The sequence below is a fragment of the Myroides odoratimimus genome (assembly GCF_001485415.1).
Classification (GTDB): Bacteria; Bacteroidota; Bacteroidia; order Flavobacteriales; family Flavobacteriaceae; genus Flavobacterium; species Flavobacterium odoratimimum.
The window spans coordinates 209,528-226,513 of sequence record NZ_BCMQ01000003.1; the positions used below are offsets into that span (position 1 = coordinate 209,528).

Sequence of the window (16,986 nt, forward strand, 5' to 3'; positions counted from 1 at the left end):
ATTGACAGTTGTTGTGAAAAAGTAGAGTAGGAATGCTCTATTTTGGAAGACATAATTGTGACACTATGGAACAAAATACATCAATAAAATTATCAGTACAGAAGTATAGTTACTTCAATTATACTTTTTGTATTCAGAAATATCACTTTATACAACGTATCCTAATAGATAATCTAGAAGAAAGTTATGAAGGGGTTAAAGTTCACATCTCATCGCAACTAGGTTTTTTTGAGGATAATGTTGTGCCTATTGAACGCTTAGAGTCTAATACGGCTTATACCATAACGAAGTTTGATTTTAAATATAATCTACATTTTATACGTAATGTAGTAGAGAAAGATATTGATACGGTTCAGATAGCTTTAAAGTTAGATGACGAAGTATTAGCAGAGACTTTCTTCCAAATAGAGGTGTTACCTATAGATTACTTTGGAGGAGTGGAGCTTTTTCCACAATTACTAGCGTCGTATATCTTACCTAATCATGATGCTATTTACCCTATTAAGTCTAATGCTGTTAGAATATTAGAGAAGAATAAACTAGTTCCTTCCTTCGAAGGATATCAGTCAGGTAGTCGTGAACGCGTATTACAGATGGTATCTGCTATTTATCGATCTATACAAAGTATGGATTTAGTATATAGTGCTTTGCCACCAAGTTATGAGCGAACAGGCCAGCGTATTCGATTATTAGATCAAGTGATAGAGACCAAGTTTGGTAACTGTATGGATATAACATTGCTCTTTGCAGCATGTTTAGAAGCAATAGATTTAAATCCTATTCTTATTCTGACACGAGGGCATATATTTGTCGGTGTTTGGTTAGTAGATGATAGATTTGATTCTATGGTTAATTATGACCAGACAGCGATTACTAAACGTGCAGCAACGAGTATCAGCGAACTTATCGTTATAGAATCTACCATGGTCTGTAAGGGGGCTACTTTTACACTTAAAGAAGCAATGGCATCTGCAGAAACTCAGCTGTTACAAGCTTCTGATTTTATCTTGTCTATTGACGTTAAGACTGCTCGTATCAATAATGTATTACCTTTACCAGTATATAGAAAGAGTAGTGGAGAGTTTATTGAGAACCACGATTTTGAAATTAGTAGAAAAAAAGATAGTATAGATAAGCGATTTGCTCAGTCTAATGCTTTTAGTGATTTAGAACTAGGAGAAGGAACTGTTTTATCTAAACAACGTATTTGGGAGAGGAAGCTATTAGATTTATCCCTTAGAAACAATCTTTTAAACACTCGATTTACTAAGAGTATTCTACAGTTAATCGATGTAAATGTAAGTGATTTAGAAGATTCTTTAGCGGAAGGTAAAGCGTATACTATACAAGGAAGTAGCCAGCAAGAGATATTAAATAAGTACAATCTATATTATCCACCATTACATTCATCAGAAGAGCTATTCGAAGTAGTAAATTCAGAGTTTAAGAATAATAGACTATATAGTTACTACAATGAGTATGACTTAGATAATATCTTAGTTAATCTATATCGAAATTCTAAACTAGCTGAAGAAGAAAATGGTAAGAGTACCCTATATCTAGGGATAGGATTGCTTAAGTGGTATGAACCCAAATCTGAGAAAACAGTAAGATATGCCCCTATATTATTAGTGCCTGTGGAGCTTAATAGGAGGTCTATTAACTCTAAGTTTGTACTAAGAGGGAGAGACGAGGAGACGATGATTAATATCACGTTGTTAGAGTATTTACGTCAAGAGTTTAAACTTGATATGACTGCCCTAGAAGATTTGCCGATGGATGATTTAGGTGTCGATGTACCTAAGGTTCTTGCCTTAGTTAGAAAGACGATAATAGATTTAAAAGGTTGGGATGTATTAGATCAGATTATCTTAGGGACTTTTTCGTTTAATAAATTGATTTTATGGCAAGATATTTCTAAGTATGCAGATGAGATTCAAAAGAGCTCTATTGTTAATAGTTTATTGAATGGTAGCTTGTCAGAATCAATAGAAGTACTCGATAGTAATGATGATGAGTTAGAACAATTGACATCATCAGAATTGACATTACCTATCTCTACTGATAATTCTCAATTAGAAGCAGTTAGAAATGCACATGCTAATAAAAGTTTTGTTTTACACGGGCCTCCAGGTACTGGTAAGTCTCAGACGATCACTAATATCATTGCAGATGCATTAGCAAATGGTAAAAAGGTCTTATTTGTAGCAGCTAAAAAAGCTGCACTAGATGTAGTACACCATCGATTAGAAAAGATAGGACTAGGACCATTCTGTTTGGAATTGCATTCTAATAAAACACGTAAATCTGATGTATTAGCGCAGTTCGAAGCTACATTAGAAGTGCCAAAATATAAGGGAAACTATGACTTCAAGGAAGCTTCGAATAGAATAGATCAACGCAAAGCAGAGTTGAGAAAGTATATAACTCAGCTACATCAACGTTTTAGTATTGGATGGAGTTTATATGATACCATAGCCTATTTAGAGCTTAACCATGTGGCTGTTAATAGCGATTTACTTGTAGATATTGATTTAAATGAGATTACACAGTCTACTTATACAAGTTGGAAGGATTGGATAGTACAATTTGCCTCTATATGTCAGCGCATAGAGAGCCCTTTGTCACATCCTTTGCGTTCTTTAACGATAAAAGAACATAAATACGATATCCAGAGTACGGTTAAGACCGTACTGTCTGATTATAAATATACAGCTCGTGAATATGAGCAAATCAGTGCAGAGTTTAACTTTAAACTTCTATCTGATAAAAGGATCGATGCTAATAGTTTACAGACGATGTTTGAATTATTAGCTAAGAGCAATTTGTCTTATGAATTAATCGATTTATACTTTGATGCTAATCAATTCTCTCTGTTACACAAGTGGATGGAGTTACATCAGAAATGCATACGTATAGAGGATTCAATTACTCAACAATTTAATAAGAAAATACTTGAAGTAGATCTATCACTTCAAGAACAAGAGTGGAATAAATCTAAACATCTTTGGTTCTTGCCTAAATGGCTTAAGCAGAGAAAAGTAAAGTCTTTCTTGAATGGATATTCTAAAGCAAAGATCAAATCAGAGCATGATGTTAATCTTCTGTTTAATCAATTAGATGACTTCAAGAGGTTAAAACTAAGCTGTGAGGACTCTAATTACAGGGATATTAATAGACTGTCTAAAATCTACTATACTAATGATAGATTAGACTTTGAAGCTATTTATACAGAAATAGAGAACCTAAGCGGACTTTCTAAACTGGCTCAACAGCATGGTTATTATGGAATAGATAAATGGTTATTAGATTTTTATAGAAACCAAAATGTAAGAAGAGGAATCTCCGAGATTACGACATTCTTAAAGACATTTATGGTAAAATACCACGATGTTCAGGCATTCTCTTCGACAACACCTTTAAGTGATGAAGTTGACGGTATCTTAGCTAACCTTGATAAGTTAAGTGATTGGATTAACTATAATGTCTATAGAGAAGAGGGAACTAAGCTTGAACTAGATTGGTTTATTGACTTATTAGAACAAGGTAGAATAGAAAAAGACAATCTAGAAGTAGAGCTAGAGCGAATATTGCACATCAATTTATTTATTAAAACAGTAAGTAACTCTTTTGCACTTAGTGGTTTTGATGCTAAGATATATGAGACTCTAATCAAACAGTATCACGATATTCACAATGAGTATACCGAATTAAATAAGAGTCAATTAGTATTAAAATTAAGTAGTCGTATTCCGAGATCATTCTTTGACTCTATTCAGAGTTCCGAATTAGGAATGCTAAAACGTGCTATTCGCAGTAGAGGACGAGGGTTGAGTTTGAGAAAACTATTCGATCAGATGCCTAATTTACTTTCTCGCTTAAAGCCGTGTATGCTGATGAGTCCTATTTCGGTAGCACAGTACTTTGATGTTAGTACAGAGCATTTCGACTTGGTTATTTTTGATGAGGCTTCTCAGTTACCTACAGCCGAGGCTATTAGTGCCTTAGCTAGAGCTAAGCAGGCTATTATCGTAGGAGATCCTAAGCAGATGCCTCCGACTAGTTTCTTTGCTTCTAATAAGGTAGATGAAGATAATTTAGAATTAGAAGATTTAGAAAGTATTCTAGATGATTGTTTGGCTCTGTCATTGCCGTCTAAGTATTTGTTAAGACACTATAGAAGTAAGCACGAGAGTTTGATATCGTTTAGTAATGCTAATTTCTATGACAATAAGTTATTGACTTTCCCGTCTAAGGATGACTTGGATAAGAAAGTAACTTTTGAATTTATAGAAGGGGGGATGTATGAGAAAGGAAAGTCTCGTACAAATAAAAAAGAAGCTATAGCTATCGTCGAATATATAAAACAGCACTATAGTCAAATAAAACCTAAGTCTCTAGGTGTAGTGACTTTTAGTCAAACTCAACAGACCTTGATAGAAGATATGTTGTCGGATATGCTGATAAAGAATCCTGCTGTAGAGGAGAAAATGCTAGGAGCTTCAGAATCGCTTTTTATCAAAAACTTAGAGAATGTACAAGGAGATGAGCGTGATATTATATTGTTTTCTATAGGGTATGGCCCTGATGAAGAAGGTAAGGTATCAATGAATTTCGGACCGTTAAATAGAGATGGAGGATGGAGACGTCTTAATGTAGCTGTGACTAGAGCGAGGTATGAGATGAAGATATTCTCTTCGCTTAGAGGGGATCAGATAGATCTTAGACGTACTAATGCAGAAGGAGTGAAGGGATTGAAGAATTTCTTAGACTTTGCAGAAAAAGGATATGTAAATATTGCTGAGAGTGAATCTGTTAAACAAAGTGATAAATTGATTCAATCCATTGCTACTTATCTTAAAGAGAATGGATTTGATGTTAAAACGAATATTGGTACTTCTAGTTATCGATTAGATATAGGTGTCGTTGATAAGAATAATCCGAATGAGTATGTAATGGGAATCCTAGTAGATGGATTAAATTACTACAACGCAAAAACAACCAATGATAGAGAATTATTAATTCCTGGTGTATTAAAAGGACTTGGATGGAATATATACCGCATATGGACGATTGATTGGTTTAAGAATAAGGAGTTAATTCTACAAGATTTACAAGCTAAGATAGATGAGACCTATCAGAAGGCTGAAGAAGTGGAGATGGAGACAGGATCAAGTGATTTTATTAGCAAACATTTAATCGAAGTGACTGATAAGGCGGCTGTATCTAGACAAAGGCCTTATGAATCTGCTAACTTTAATGCTATAGCGGATGGTAACTCTGAGACAATATACCTTCAAAACAATAGAAATCTAGTACAGAATCAATTGTATCAAATTATTCAGACGGAAGGACCTATTAGTCAGAACTACTTGTTAAAAAAAATGATGACTATATGGAATATTTCTCGTACTGGTACGAAGTTGCAGGCATATTTAGTCGAATTGATTAATGAGATTCCTAATTGTACTAGTGTGCTCTCTTATCAAGAGTTTTATTGGAATGAAGATCTTTATAAAAGAGGGTTGACTCATTATAGAGAAAATACTATAGAAAAGAGAAATATAGAAGACATCTGTCCTGAGGAGATAGAGGTAGCGATAATAGAGTTACTAGAAACTAACTTTAGTGTGCCACATGAAGATTTAACTAAAGCTATCGGAAGAGTTTTTGATTTTACTAAATTAGGAAGTCAGATGGATCAAGTGATTCAACATGTGATTCAGAAGATGATGGTAGAGGACAAAATTATTAATCAATTTGGCAAAATAATATTAAAAGAATAATCACATGATAGAGAGAGTTTATAGGATATGCCTTGATAGTTCTTATAAATTCTCCTATTTTTACGTAATCAATTAAATTAGGAAGAAGATGAAGACATTAGAAGTAGGGCAAAAAGCTCCAGTGTTTAAAGCATTAGACCAATCAGGAAAAGTACATCAGTTAAGTGATTATAAAGGAAAGAAATTAGTAGTATTCTTCTACCCAAAAGCAAGTACACCAGGATGTACTTGGGAAGCTTGTAACTTGCGTGACAATTACGCAGAGTTAAAAGCAAAGGGATTTGAATTACTAGGTGTTAGTGCTGACTCAGCTGCTAAACAACAGAAATTTATTGAGAAGAATAACTTGCCATTTCCATTACTGGCTGATGAAGAGAAAGAAGTATTAAATGCTTTCGGTGTATGGGGACCTAAGAAATTTATGGGACGCACGTATGACGGTATTCATAGAATGACGTTTGTGATTAATGAAGAGGGAGTTATATCTGATGTGATTAGTAAAGTGAAAACTAAAGATCACGCTGCTCAGATTCTAGAGACAGTATAAGTTTTTAAAAGAAATTATAAAAAAGACAGTATCTAATCGGTTAGATACTGTCTTTTTTTCGTTTTCGACTTAGAATACCATGTGATAGTATCTCCCTTTTTTCAGCTAATCTATGAGCAATCTAGGGTGTATTCTAAGGTGAAGTAATACAACTTTCAATAAATTGTATTACGTTTGAGAAAATAAAAAAGAAGCATGAAAGAAAAGATTGATAAGGGAGATTTATATCTTCTAAAAGAGCATAGCTCACTCTCAGATTCTCAGTTAGGAGAATTGTTAGAGCAGAAGAGTTATGCTAATATCACAGATTGGCAGAAGTTTGTCAAGTATTTGACACTAGCCTTAGGAGCAGGGTTTTTACTGTCAGGTATAGTATTTTTCTTTGCATACAATTGGGCAGATCTACATAAAAACATCAAGTTTTTACTTGTATTCATTCTTTTAACTATCAGTGTTATAGGAGCCGTGTACCCTAAATTGAATACTGTGGTAAGACAAGTTAGTTTGTTAAGTGCGAGTATATTAGTGGGGGTGTTATTCGCTGTATATGGTCAAGTGTATCAGACAGGAGCTAATGCTTACGATCTCTTCTTTATGTGGGTATTAGCTATTACACTATGGACAGTATTGAGCAGATTCTCTCCTCAGTGGTTATTTTATGCTGTACTAGCTAACACAACTTTGATTCTTTATTTCTTACAAGTAACGAGTGATGATCTATTGTTCTATAGTGGATTATTTCTTTTACTATTGAATGTAGTATTATATTTAACACCTATATATTTAGCCAAAAAAACGAATTATAAATTGGATAGATATTATACGGGACTACTTTCTTTAGCCTGTTTTTCAGTTGCAACTAGTGGTATTATTACTTTTATTTTTGTAAGTACAGACCGCTATATTAAAGCTGATTTAAGAGGGTTATATATGCTAGTAATAGCTTCTATCGCTTGGTTTATTGGAAGTTTCTTATGGAGTAGAAAAGCTAAGGATTTATTGTTGTATAGTTATTTTTTACTTTCTGTATTTGCTATTGTATTTGCTTTAATTATCAAGATTGCTGATATCAATGAGGCTTCGTTATTATTATATGCATTATACTGTATAGGAGGAACTTTTGGAATTGTGAAGTTGATTATAAACCAGAAAAAAGTGTGGAGCAATGAACAGTAATCAATTTAAAGATATAGTTACTTCTTTAATCCAAAAAGGAGTAGAAGTAGAGCAAGATGCCCTACAAGTGGCACAAAGCAAATTAGCGCTTAAGTCAATTATAATTAGAGTAATATCAGTAATAGGAAGTCTTATAGGTTTAGGACTATTTATGGGGTTTATTGCTTTGATATCGAGTGATTTGTTTTCTAATAATACCTTTTTAAGTATTATGGGATTACTGTTTTTAGTAGGCTCATTTGCATTGAATAGAAGTAAAGACAGCGCTGTAACAGATAGTATTGCTGTTTCTTTATTTATTATAGGATATGCTTTTTTAGTCTTTGGACTAGCAGAAGCTACAGATTTAGCAGGTCTGATTATGTTAATTACTGGCGGAATCACATTGCTACTTTATAATAATCAGATTATAGCATTTTTGAGTAGCTTATGTGTATTAGTCTCTATTCACGTAATATTATTTCAATTAGAAATAGAAACTTTCTATCATATTTATTTAGCTATTGTACTATTGTTCACTGTTTATTTATTTTGGCAAGAACAAGGATTAAGAACAATAAATAAACTGATAAGAGATAGATATTTAGCTGTTTTTACTGCTTCTTTTTGCTATACACTTGTAATGGGGATTATTGCTTCTACTATGAAGTATGGTTATTATTATTTTAGTGAATATAGAGGAGTTCACCTTTTTTTAGTTATTACCATATTAGCCCTAGTAGTAGCAACGGTTTATTTAGTACTAAATAAAATGAAAGTAACTCAAGTCAGCATTAAAGTGATGGCTTATGGCTTAGTCCTTATCTTTAATGTACTAGTAGCATTTAATTATCCAGCATTTGGTATTGCATTTTTATTGATGCTTTGGAGCTTTAAAAGGCAATATAAAGTAGGTTTTGCTTTAAGTATTGCAACTCTAATTTGGGCAATGGGCATGTTTTATTATGACTTAGGCATCTCTTTATTAGAGAAATCTCTATCTATGATGGGCATAGGAGTGTTATTCTTAGGTATCTATTATTTAATTCAAAAAGGTGAGGGACAGACAAATGAAAAATAAGAAGAACATAATTATCCTAGTTGTATTTGTACTTATTGGTATCTTCTTTGTAAAAGCAGTATTACAAAAGGAAAAGACAATAAAAGAGGGGCAATTCGTATTGCTAGAATTAGCTCCTGTAGATCCTAGATCCTTAATGCAAGGAGATTATATGAGTCTTAACTATGCGATATCAACTAGAACAAGTACTTTTGATCAAAGTATTCTAGATTCAATAACACCTGTTAGTGAGAATGAGATTCTTACAACTACAGAAGAAGAACTATCAGCTAGAGCTGTGAACGATATTGAGGAGGCTGTAGAAAAGAGCAAATTGAATAAGCGTGGATATGTCTTACTGTCTTTAGATAAGGATAATGTAGGGAGTCTGGTGAAGATGGTCAATGAATTGGGAGAGAAGAAAGCTAATCAAGTTTACATCAAATACTTTAACTATGAAGGCTGGAGATTTAATATTGGGGCAGAGAGTTTCTTCTTTCAAGAGGGGGATGCAGAGAAGTATGAACAAGCTAAATATGGTGGACTACGCGTAGATGAAGACGGGAATAGCGTTTTGGTAGGGATGTACGATAAAGACCGCAAATTAATTGGGAATTAGGAATTTAAAATTAAGAATTATTTGCCTACGGCATTTAGTATAAACAAACAGGGAGTTTATCCTGATGATAACCTCCCTGTTTGTTTTACCTATTTCGCTTCGAAAGTTAGCGTATGTGTTTCTTCTGAAATTTCTTCTAAATAATTGTAATTACTACTGATGGTAATCTCAGTAAAACCAACAGCTCTTAAGGCTAGTTTAAATTCTTTTACTCCCCAAAAGCGAAGGGAGAACAAATCTATTTCAGAGTTAACTAATCCTTTCTCATTATCCCAATGCTCATACCTCAATTGAGATATAGTAGTCTGCTTAAGATAAGATGTTTCTACTCTAGATTCTGTTAGTGTAAGCATTCCATTTTCTACATTCCACTGTCTAGCTAGCATAGGAGCTTCTGCTAATGCAGATAAAGGAGATAAGTCTATTATTAATCGGCCACCTTCTTTTAGAGCTGATTTAAAGCGTCTTAATACCTCAATAGCTTCATCAGTATCCGTTATAAGCTGAAATGACCCTGCAGGGATTATAATTGCTTCATAAGAGGTAGTAGAGGTGAAGGTATTAAACATTTCTTGTCTAAAGATACCATTGAGACCTCTTTGTTTACATTCTTGCTCACAGTAAGAAAGCATTGCTGCAGAAGCGTCAAACCCTTCTATTTTTAATCCTTTTTCTAATAGAGGGATTAGTATTCTTCCATTTCCAGATGCAGGTTCTAGGATTACTCCTTCTGTGTTTTTTAATCTTTCACTATAGTATTCTACATCTCCAAAGGATCTTCCAATAGGTTTATCGATATGATACACCCATGAAGCTAGTGATCCATATCTATTTGTTAATTCTTTATTACTCATATTTTTTGATTATAGGACTGTAAACATAGAATAAAAAAAACTTTTAATCTGATTTTGATTAAAGAAAAGACAGTTTTGTTCTGACCTGCTAGAGGATTGCTTGAGGGGTTCTTGCACCTTTCTTCGAGAAAACCACCTTCTAGGCAAGCAAAGTGCTAGAAAACTGCAAGGAATCCCCTAGAAAGTGCAAGCTACGTACAGGTACTTACATCATTCTAAAACAACATTATTATACAATTAGGTATAAGACCTTTTTAGTCAAACAGCCTTTTTTAATAAAAATATCGTTCAAATAATTGTTTAAAACTAAAAGTAGATATACATTTGCATCAGTATTAACGAATAATAGTCTAAATGTACACAACTAAGTAAAGATTGGTTATATATAACCAATAGATAAAAGGACAAACTTCAGTCCGACGAGTGGTTATCATCTTTATAAATTGACAACAGTCTTGTGTTGTCATAATACTTAGTATCGTGTAAATACATATTTTTTGACCGTGAGGAGTGGTGTACGGGCCACGTATGGATTATTCACAGCAGTAAACCAAGAATCAGCCTCAGCCAAATACTATAAAGCAGTTCTACTTCATAGCTCTTTCATTAGTTCTAAAACCATACTACAGTATGATTGTATCGCTAATTCAGACCTATTTTGTATACTTACTTTTCGTTTATTGGTCTATTACTTATTCTGGGTTAAATTTTAAAAGACTATGAGCATAGTTATATCAAATTTATCTTATTATCACGCAGATAAGACACCTTTATTTACAAATATTAGTTTATCTATTAATGCAGGAGAGAAGGTTAGTATCATCGGTCAAAATGGTACTGGCAAAACAACATTACTTAAACTAATCGCTAGAGAATTAGAGTTAGCGGAACCTGCTATTCATATTAATGGGACAGTATTCTACTTGCCACAAAATAAACAATTAGTTGAATCTCAAACTATTTATGAAGCAGTAGGGGTAGTTGATAAGGTTAGGGCACTCCGTGCTATACTAGCGGGTTCTGTAGAAGAACAGGACTACGAAGTACTTAATGATCAATGGGACATAGAAGAACAGATCGCTAAGGTATTAGCGTATTGGGGATTAGAGACGATATCACCAGATACTACGATGGATTGTCTGAGTGGAGGACAGCAGACGAAGGTTTTATTTGCGAAGATGATGCTAAGTCAGGCAGACACACTGTTATTAGACGAACCTACTAATCACTTAGACTTAGAAACCAAGGAATTATTCTATAAGTATATACAAGAGTTTAAAGGTACTATCGTTATTGTCAGCCATGATAGGGTATTACTTGAGTTAATGCCTATTACTTTTGAGCTAACACCTAATGGAGTGTTTAAGTATGGAGGGAATTACAGCCTATACAAAGAACAAAAAGAACTGCGTCTACAAGGTATCCAGAGTAAAGTAGATCATCTGTCTAAAGAAATGAAAGATGCTAAAAAAGCGGATATTAAACGTACAGAGCAAATAAGTAAAGATAAGGCTCAGAACAAAAAAGCAGAGAAAAAAGCAGGTCTTCCAAAGATTGTTATTAATGCGATGCGCAATAAAACAGAGAACAGCGTAGCTAAGCTACAGGATGTTCACCAACAAAAGAAAGAGGGAATACAATCTGAATTATTAGAATTAAGAACCCAATTAGAACGAGATAAACTGTTTGCTATTCGTTTTCCCCAATCTACTTTGCATAAAGGGAAGTTGTTATGGGAAGCTAAAGAAATGAACTATCGTTATTCTCCTGCATTTGCTCCAATATTTAAGACGAATCTTGACTTTAAAATCATGAGCGGAGATAGAATCTTGCTCAAAGGAAAGAATGGTTCTGGTAAGTCTACGCTGTTTAAATTGTTACAAGGAATTTATCTACCTACTACAGGAGAATTATACCGTGCAGATGCTAAGGTGGTCTATTTGGATCAATTTTACTCTTTACTAGATCATAGTTTAACGCCTATAGATCAGTTAGAACTGGCTAATAAAGGGAAACACTCTCTGGCGGATCTTCGCAATCTATTATTTCAGTACGGAATAGGGGTAGGCTTATGGACAAATAAGATAAGTACATTTAGTGGAGGAGAGAAACTGAAGCTCGTGTTGTGTTATCTGACTATTTTAGCTTCAGAGATAGATGTGTTACTATTAGATGAACCTACGAATAACTTAGATATTATTAGTATTGAGAGTTTAACTAAAGCTTTAAGTGAGTTTAATGGAACCTTAGTAGTTGTTAGCCATGATGAGAGTTTTATTAAGGAATTGGGAATAGTAGACGTGATAAATTTAAATTAAGTCAAAAGTAAAGCTTGTTTTTGACTTAATTCTAACAAATATTAATTTTAGATTTCACTAAAAAAGATTTAAATTGCGAGAACAAAAACAATACAAAAACAATTATAATGTCGAACAAAATGACTTCAGCTCATGCTATTGAGCTAGAAAATAAATACGGAGCACATAATTACCACCCACTACCAGTAGTATTATCTAAAGGAGAAGGAGTATATGTATGGGACGTAGAAGGTAAGAAATATTATGATTTTTTATCAGCATATTCTGCTGTAAACCAAGGACACTGCCACCCAGCTATCGTTAAAGCGATCGCTGATCAAGCGGGTACACTAGCATTGACTTCTAGAGCATTCTACAATGATAAATTAGGATTATACGAAGAGAAAATCACTAAGCTTTTTGGTTTTGATAAAGTTCTTCCGATGAACTCTGGGGCAGAAGCTGTAGAGACTGCTTTAAAAATCTGTAGAAAATGGGCTTATGAAGTAAAAGGTATTGCTGAGAATCAAGCGAAAATCATCGTATGTGAGAACAACTTCCACGGAAGAACGACTACGATTATTTCTTTCTCTAACGATCCTGATGCTCGTAAAAACTACGGACCTTATACAGACGGATTTATCCGTGTAGCTTATAATGATGTAGAAGCTTTAAAAGCAGCTTTAGAAGCTAACAAAGGAACTATTGCAGGTTTCTTAGTTGAGCCTATTCAAGGTGAGGCTGGAGTTTATGTACCAGACGCAGGTTATTTAACTGCTGCTAAAGCGTTATGTGAGGAGCACAATGCTTTATTCATTGCAGATGAAGTACAAACAGGTATCGCTCGTACAGGTAAAATGTTAGCTATCGACCACGAAAATATCAAAGCTGATATCATCGTATTAGGTAAAGCATTATCAGGAGGAGCATATCCTATCTCTGCTGTGTTAGCAAATGATGAGATTATGAATGTAATCAAACCTGGACAACACGGTTCTACTTTTGGAGGTAACCCTACTGCTGCTGCTGTAGCTATGGCTGCTCTAGATGTAGTATTAGACGAGAAATTAGCGGATAACGCTGAGAAACTTGGACAATTATTCAGAGCGGAGCTTAACAAGTATATTGCTACTAGTAATATCTGTACTTTAGTACGTGGTAAAGGTTTATTAAACGCTATTATCATCAACGATACTGAAGAAAGTGATACAGCTTGGAACATCTGTCTTAAATTAAGAGACAACGGATTATTAGCAAAACCAACGCATGGTAACATCATCCGTTTCGCTCCGCCATTAGTAATGAACGAAGAGCAGTTATTAGACTGTGTAAGTATTATTACTAAAACATTAAAAGAATTCGAGAAATAGTATATCTCTTTATAAATATAAAAGCTCACGTTAATTCGTGGGCTTTTTTTAGTTTAGGAAGGTTGTAAATAGATTGAGACAATTTGTGATTTATTTATAAGAATAAGGCTATTTTTGTTGTTGAGAACAATAGATTCTCCGATGTGATTTTTAAGAAAGTAAGTATGAAAAGAGTTTTGTGTATTTTATTTATTTCAGTTTTATTCATAAACTGTGCTAAAAAAGAAGTTCATATCAATGATCTTCAAGAGCGTAATGGCTTGATGTATGAAGTGAATTCAAAAGAGGTATTTACAGGAAGTGCAAAGAGCTATTATGCCAATGGAGAAGTAGATTTAGAAGAAAACTATACGCAAGGAAAGTTAGATGGGATAACTAAACGCTATTATGAGGATGGACGCGTAAAAGCGGAGGCAAACTATAAGAATGGAGTATTGGATGGCAGTTTTAAGGAATATTATAAAAGTGGAAAGCTAGAGCTAGAGAAAACGTATAAGGATGGAAAGCTAGAGGGAAGTAAGAGAAGCTATTTTGAGGATGGACAAGCTGCAATTGAAATGACGTATAAGCATGGGAAGCTGGAGGGAATGACTAAGAAGTATTATGAAGATGGGCAACTAGAGATAGAAATGACGTATAAGAATGGGGTAGAACACGGTATTACCAAAGGATACTATGAGCATGGTCAAGTAAAAGTAGAAGCGAGTTATAAGAATGGAGAATTGGATGGAGTGAGTAAGGAGTATTATAAAAACGGACAATTACAAGGCGAAACAAGCTATAAGGATGGTGTCTTAGACGGAGCGATGAAAGGATATTATGAGGATGGAAGATTAAAAGGAGAGGTAAATTATAAAAATGGAGTAATAGACGGAGAAATAAAGAGGTATTAATCAAGAGGGGTATCTTAAATCTTCTTTATTTGAAGTTATTTAATACTGAGACTATCTTCTAGATATTTATTCTATACTAGAAGAAGAGTTCATGACTTTTTAGAGTTAAGATATTATAAAAAATAAAACATGTTAAAAGACACTGCTACATTAGAAGCAAAGTATAAGAGATTTCTAAAGAGAATCTGTGAGACCGAAATAATCTATGCTTTAAAAGAACCTCGTGGTTTTGCTTTCTTATATTCTAATGATTTTGAAGACGAAGAGGGGGAAGAGGCTTTATTATTATGCTTTTGGTCGGCGAATGCTTATGCAAATGCATGTAGACAAGAAGGATGGGCTAATCATGAAATAGTCGAAATACCATTAGATTTATTCTTAAAGAATTGGGCGATAGGTATGAAAAGAGACTCTAATTATGCAGGAATAGAATGCGATAGTAACCTATTTTGTATTGAGAAAGATCCTATTCGGTTAGCCCTAGATATCTTAGATGAATTGGTTAACCAAGAGAAACTAGAAGGATTTGTTGAATATACCAAAATGTATAATGAATACTTATCTTAAAGATTAGGATAAAATAAAATGTCTGCCGATATCGGCAGACATTTTATTTTATTCAATACAGAGGTCAGACTCTTATTCTTAGTTCGATGAAGTTTCTTGACTTTGAGGTATTCGAAGTGCTTAATGAAAAAGCCCGTCTGTGAAGATGGGCTTTTTCTTGTTTTTGAGGGTAGTAAGAAAAGTGGTATATTTAAAATCAATGTATTAGGTGATTTAGGTAACAACTATGTGGCTATGAATAACTATAAGATGAATAACTATCAACAAAGGGGATCTATACGCTTAAAAGGGTATGATTATGCATCTGAGGGATTATACTTTATCACGCTATGTGTACAGGATAGGGAGAATATCTTCGGATCTATCCAAGACGGGGTGTTAACATTGAATGAGATAGGTGAGATTGCAAGGGATGAATGGCTGAATACAGCAAATGTGAGAGATAATGTGATTTTGCATGAGTTTATCATTATGCCTAATCATATGCATGCGATAATCGAGATTGCGAAGAATAAAACAAAGGCAGGTGATAATAAAGGGTTTAAATCTCCGTCTCAAACGATCGGGGCTATCGTCAGAGGTTATAAAATAGCCACAATAAAAAGAATAAAGGCAGCGACGAATTGTAATTCGTTTTGTGTGGGCGAATTGCAATTCGCCCCAACGCCCCCAACCGCCCGTACCATCTGGCAGAGAAATTACTATGAGCATATTATAAGAGACGAGAGAAGTTATCAGTATATATCGAATTATATCATTACCAATCCTGAACGATGGCACGATGATAAATTTCACAGGTAGGGGCGAATTGCAATTCGCCCGTTTATAATTGGAAAAATAATATACCATATAATGTTTGGGACAAACAATTCACGATGTGGGTATTCGTTGTGTGGGCGAATTGCAATTCGCCCCTACGACGCACAATTGGTAATACGTTGTGTCTGTAAATTACCTGATATTGGGGTGGGCATTCACGCTGTGGGCGAATTGCAATTCGTTTTGTGTGGTTTTTTCTGTTTTACTTAATTATTCGTAGCCTTTATGGTTTTCCTCTTGTATGGTCAAGGGGGAGGTGGTATATTTACAGTTACTTACCAAATTTAGTATGAATAAAAAAGCTTTATCAGAAAGAAAAGGAGATATTAGATGTTGTCTCTAAGAAAGAGAATAAAAACTTCGTTATGGCTATAAATAACTTGTTACAGATCTATAGTTTGCCTTTCATTAATAAGGAGACTGATAAAATAGAGTTGTTTAATACTGTATTGAAGATTTATGCAGACTTAAAAACAACTAATGTTGATTTTGTGTATCAAGCAATGAAAGATTGGAAGATTAAGCAAGCTGGTTTTAAGTCAAAAACAGAGAAGTTTAGCAAGGAAGATACAGAGAAGATGATAGAATTATTACTTAATAAAGGAGTGATAAAATAGATAATAGCAAAGCCCACTCATCGAGTGGGCTTTTTCATTTATAATTCTAGATATAGGAAATTTCTCATATCTGGTGAAATCTGCTAAGGAGCAGACATTTTTACCTCAACACAAAGATTAGAAAGAAGTTAATCACTAAACATTTTAAGGATAGGAAGGTAAAGGATTGTATTGAGAACTTTCTATTAATCATGGTTGCTACTACTAAGACTGGTAGGATAAATAAGGCATATAGCATCGGGGTATATGCTTCTTCATAGATCCATTGGAAGGTCTCAGAAGTATTCGTCCTGATAACGTATAAGCCACGCATGATCCATAGAATCAGATTAATGGTGCACAATAGAAATAAACTTATATCTATAGTTTTGATCCAAATCATTTTCATATCTAAAAGAGATT

General features: G+C 34.0%; 13 protein-coding genes. 11 read left to right on the plus strand and 2 right to left on the minus strand.

The genetic code is table 11. The features are described from left to right. Positions 1-65 precede the first annotated feature (65 nt). The 5 genes from proA to MODO_RS04405 all read left to right on the plus strand — a co-directional run bounded on the left by proA (position 66) and on the right by MODO_RS04405 (position 9,167). Positions 66-5,786, plus strand: coding sequence for an anti-phage protein ProA (gene proA, locus MODO_RS04385; RefSeq protein WP_230486157.1), 5,721 nt, complete (start codon positions 66-68; stop codon positions 5,784-5,786). A gap of 88 nt (positions 5,787-5,874) precedes the next feature. Then, positions 5,875-6,333, plus strand: a complete 459-nt coding sequence (gene bcp / locus MODO_RS04390) for a thioredoxin-dependent thiol peroxidase (protein ID WP_006258912.1) — start codon at positions 5,875-5,877, stop codon at positions 6,331-6,333. A gap of 195 nt (positions 6,334-6,528) precedes the next feature. Further along, a complete protein-coding gene (locus tag MODO_RS04395) occupies positions 6,529-7,509 on the plus strand; it encodes a DUF2157 domain-containing protein (protein WP_006265249.1) in 981 nt (326 codons plus the stop codon). Further along, positions 7,499-8,569, plus strand: a complete 1,071-nt coding sequence (locus MODO_RS04400; RefSeq protein WP_006258910.1) for a DUF4401 domain-containing protein — start codon at positions 7,499-7,501, stop codon at positions 8,567-8,569. Before MODO_RS04395 ends, MODO_RS04400 begins: the two co-directional genes overlap by 11 nt. Continuing rightward, positions 8,559-9,167, plus strand: coding sequence for a GDYXXLXY domain-containing protein (locus MODO_RS04405; protein WP_039329488.1), 609 nt, complete (start codon positions 8,559-8,561; stop codon positions 9,165-9,167). Before MODO_RS04400 ends, MODO_RS04405 begins: the two co-directional genes overlap by 11 nt. Positions 9,168-9,256: 89 nt before the next feature. Here MODO_RS04405 and MODO_RS04410 read toward each other — a convergent pair whose 3' ends face one another. Next, the gene (locus MODO_RS04410) at positions 9,257-10,021 is read right to left on the minus strand and encodes a class I SAM-dependent methyltransferase (RefSeq protein ID WP_039329490.1); all 765 of its coding nucleotides are present in this window, start codon (positions 10,019-10,021) and stop codon (positions 9,257-9,259) included. Between the two features lie 719 nt (positions 10,022-10,740). Here MODO_RS04410 and MODO_RS04415 point away from each other — a divergent pair. The 6 genes from MODO_RS04415 to MODO_RS04440 all read left to right on the plus strand — a co-directional run bounded on the left by MODO_RS04415 (position 10,741) and on the right by MODO_RS04440 (position 16,584). Further along, positions 10,741-12,339 (plus strand): ABC-F family ATP-binding cassette domain-containing protein, encoded by a 1,599-nt coding sequence (locus MODO_RS04415; RefSeq protein WP_016649457.1) that lies wholly within the window; start codon positions 10,741-10,743, stop codon positions 12,337-12,339. Positions 12,340-12,446: 107 nt separating this feature from the next. Further along, positions 12,447-13,688, plus strand: coding sequence for an ornithine--oxo-acid transaminase (rocD, locus tag MODO_RS04420; protein WP_006258906.1), 1,242 nt, complete (start codon positions 12,447-12,449; stop codon positions 13,686-13,688). Positions 13,689-13,852: 164 nt separating this feature from the next. Then, positions 13,853-14,581 (plus strand): toxin-antitoxin system YwqK family antitoxin, encoded by a 729-nt coding sequence (locus MODO_RS04425; RefSeq protein ID WP_225600748.1) that lies wholly within the window; start codon positions 13,853-13,855, stop codon positions 14,579-14,581. Positions 14,582-14,710: 129 nt separating this feature from the next. After that, positions 14,711-15,148: a DUF2750 domain-containing protein gene (locus MODO_RS04430; RefSeq protein WP_006265256.1), complete on the plus strand. Its 438-nt coding sequence runs from the start codon at positions 14,711-14,713 to the stop codon at positions 15,146-15,148. 123 nt (positions 15,149-15,271) lie between these two features. Continuing rightward, positions 15,272-15,949 (plus strand): transposase, encoded by a 678-nt coding sequence (locus MODO_RS04435; protein WP_006263541.1) that lies wholly within the window; start codon positions 15,272-15,274, stop codon positions 15,947-15,949. A gap of 383 nt (positions 15,950-16,332) precedes the next feature. Continuing rightward, the gene (locus MODO_RS04440) at positions 16,333-16,584 is read left to right on the plus strand and encodes a hypothetical protein (protein ID WP_039329494.1); all 252 of its coding nucleotides are present in this window, start codon (positions 16,333-16,335) and stop codon (positions 16,582-16,584) included. Between the two features lie 100 nt (positions 16,585-16,684). Here the strand turns inward: MODO_RS04440 and MODO_RS18955 are convergent, their stop codons facing one another. Beyond that, a complete protein-coding gene (locus tag MODO_RS18955) occupies positions 16,685-16,972 on the minus strand; it encodes a hypothetical protein (RefSeq protein WP_081316880.1) in 288 nt (95 codons plus the stop codon). Between the last annotated feature and the right edge of the window lie 14 nt (positions 16,973-16,986).

Coding starts and splice junctions, on each gene's coding strand:
- MODO_RS04410 (WP_039329490.1), bottom strand. CDS start 10,021: ATGAGTAATAAAGAATTAACAAATAGATATGGATCACTAGCTTCATGG.
- MODO_RS04430 (WP_006265256.1), top strand. CDS start 14,711: ATGTTAAAAGACACTGCTACATTAGAAGCAAAGTATAAGAGATTTCTA.
- MODO_RS04400 (WP_006258910.1), top strand. CDS start 7,499: ATGAACAGTAATCAATTTAAAGATATAGTTACTTCTTTAATCCAAAAA.
- MODO_RS04415 (WP_016649457.1), top strand. CDS start 10,741: ATGAGCATAGTTATATCAAATTTATCTTATTATCACGCAGATAAGACA.
- bcp (WP_006258912.1), top strand. CDS start 5,875: ATGAAGACATTAGAAGTAGGGCAAAAAGCTCCAGTGTTTAAAGCATTA.
- MODO_RS04395 (WP_006265249.1), top strand. CDS start 6,529: ATGAAAGAAAAGATTGATAAGGGAGATTTATATCTTCTAAAAGAGCAT.
- proA (WP_230486157.1), top strand. CDS start 66: ATGGAACAAAATACATCAATAAAATTATCAGTACAGAAGTATAGTTAC.
- MODO_RS04425 (WP_225600748.1), top strand. CDS start 13,853: ATGAAAAGAGTTTTGTGTATTTTATTTATTTCAGTTTTATTCATAAAC.
- MODO_RS18955 (WP_081316880.1), bottom strand. CDS start 16,972: ATGAAAATGATTTGGATCAAAACTATAGATATAAGTTTATTTCTATTG.
- MODO_RS04435 (WP_006263541.1), top strand. CDS start 15,272: ATGAAAAAGCCCGTCTGTGAAGATGGGCTTTTTCTTGTTTTTGAGGGT.
- rocD (WP_006258906.1), top strand. CDS start 12,447: ATGTCGAACAAAATGACTTCAGCTCATGCTATTGAGCTAGAAAATAAA.
- MODO_RS04405 (WP_039329488.1), top strand. CDS start 8,559: ATGAAAAATAAGAAGAACATAATTATCCTAGTTGTATTTGTACTTATT.
- MODO_RS04440 (WP_039329494.1), top strand. CDS start 16,333: ATGGCTATAAATAACTTGTTACAGATCTATAGTTTGCCTTTCATTAAT.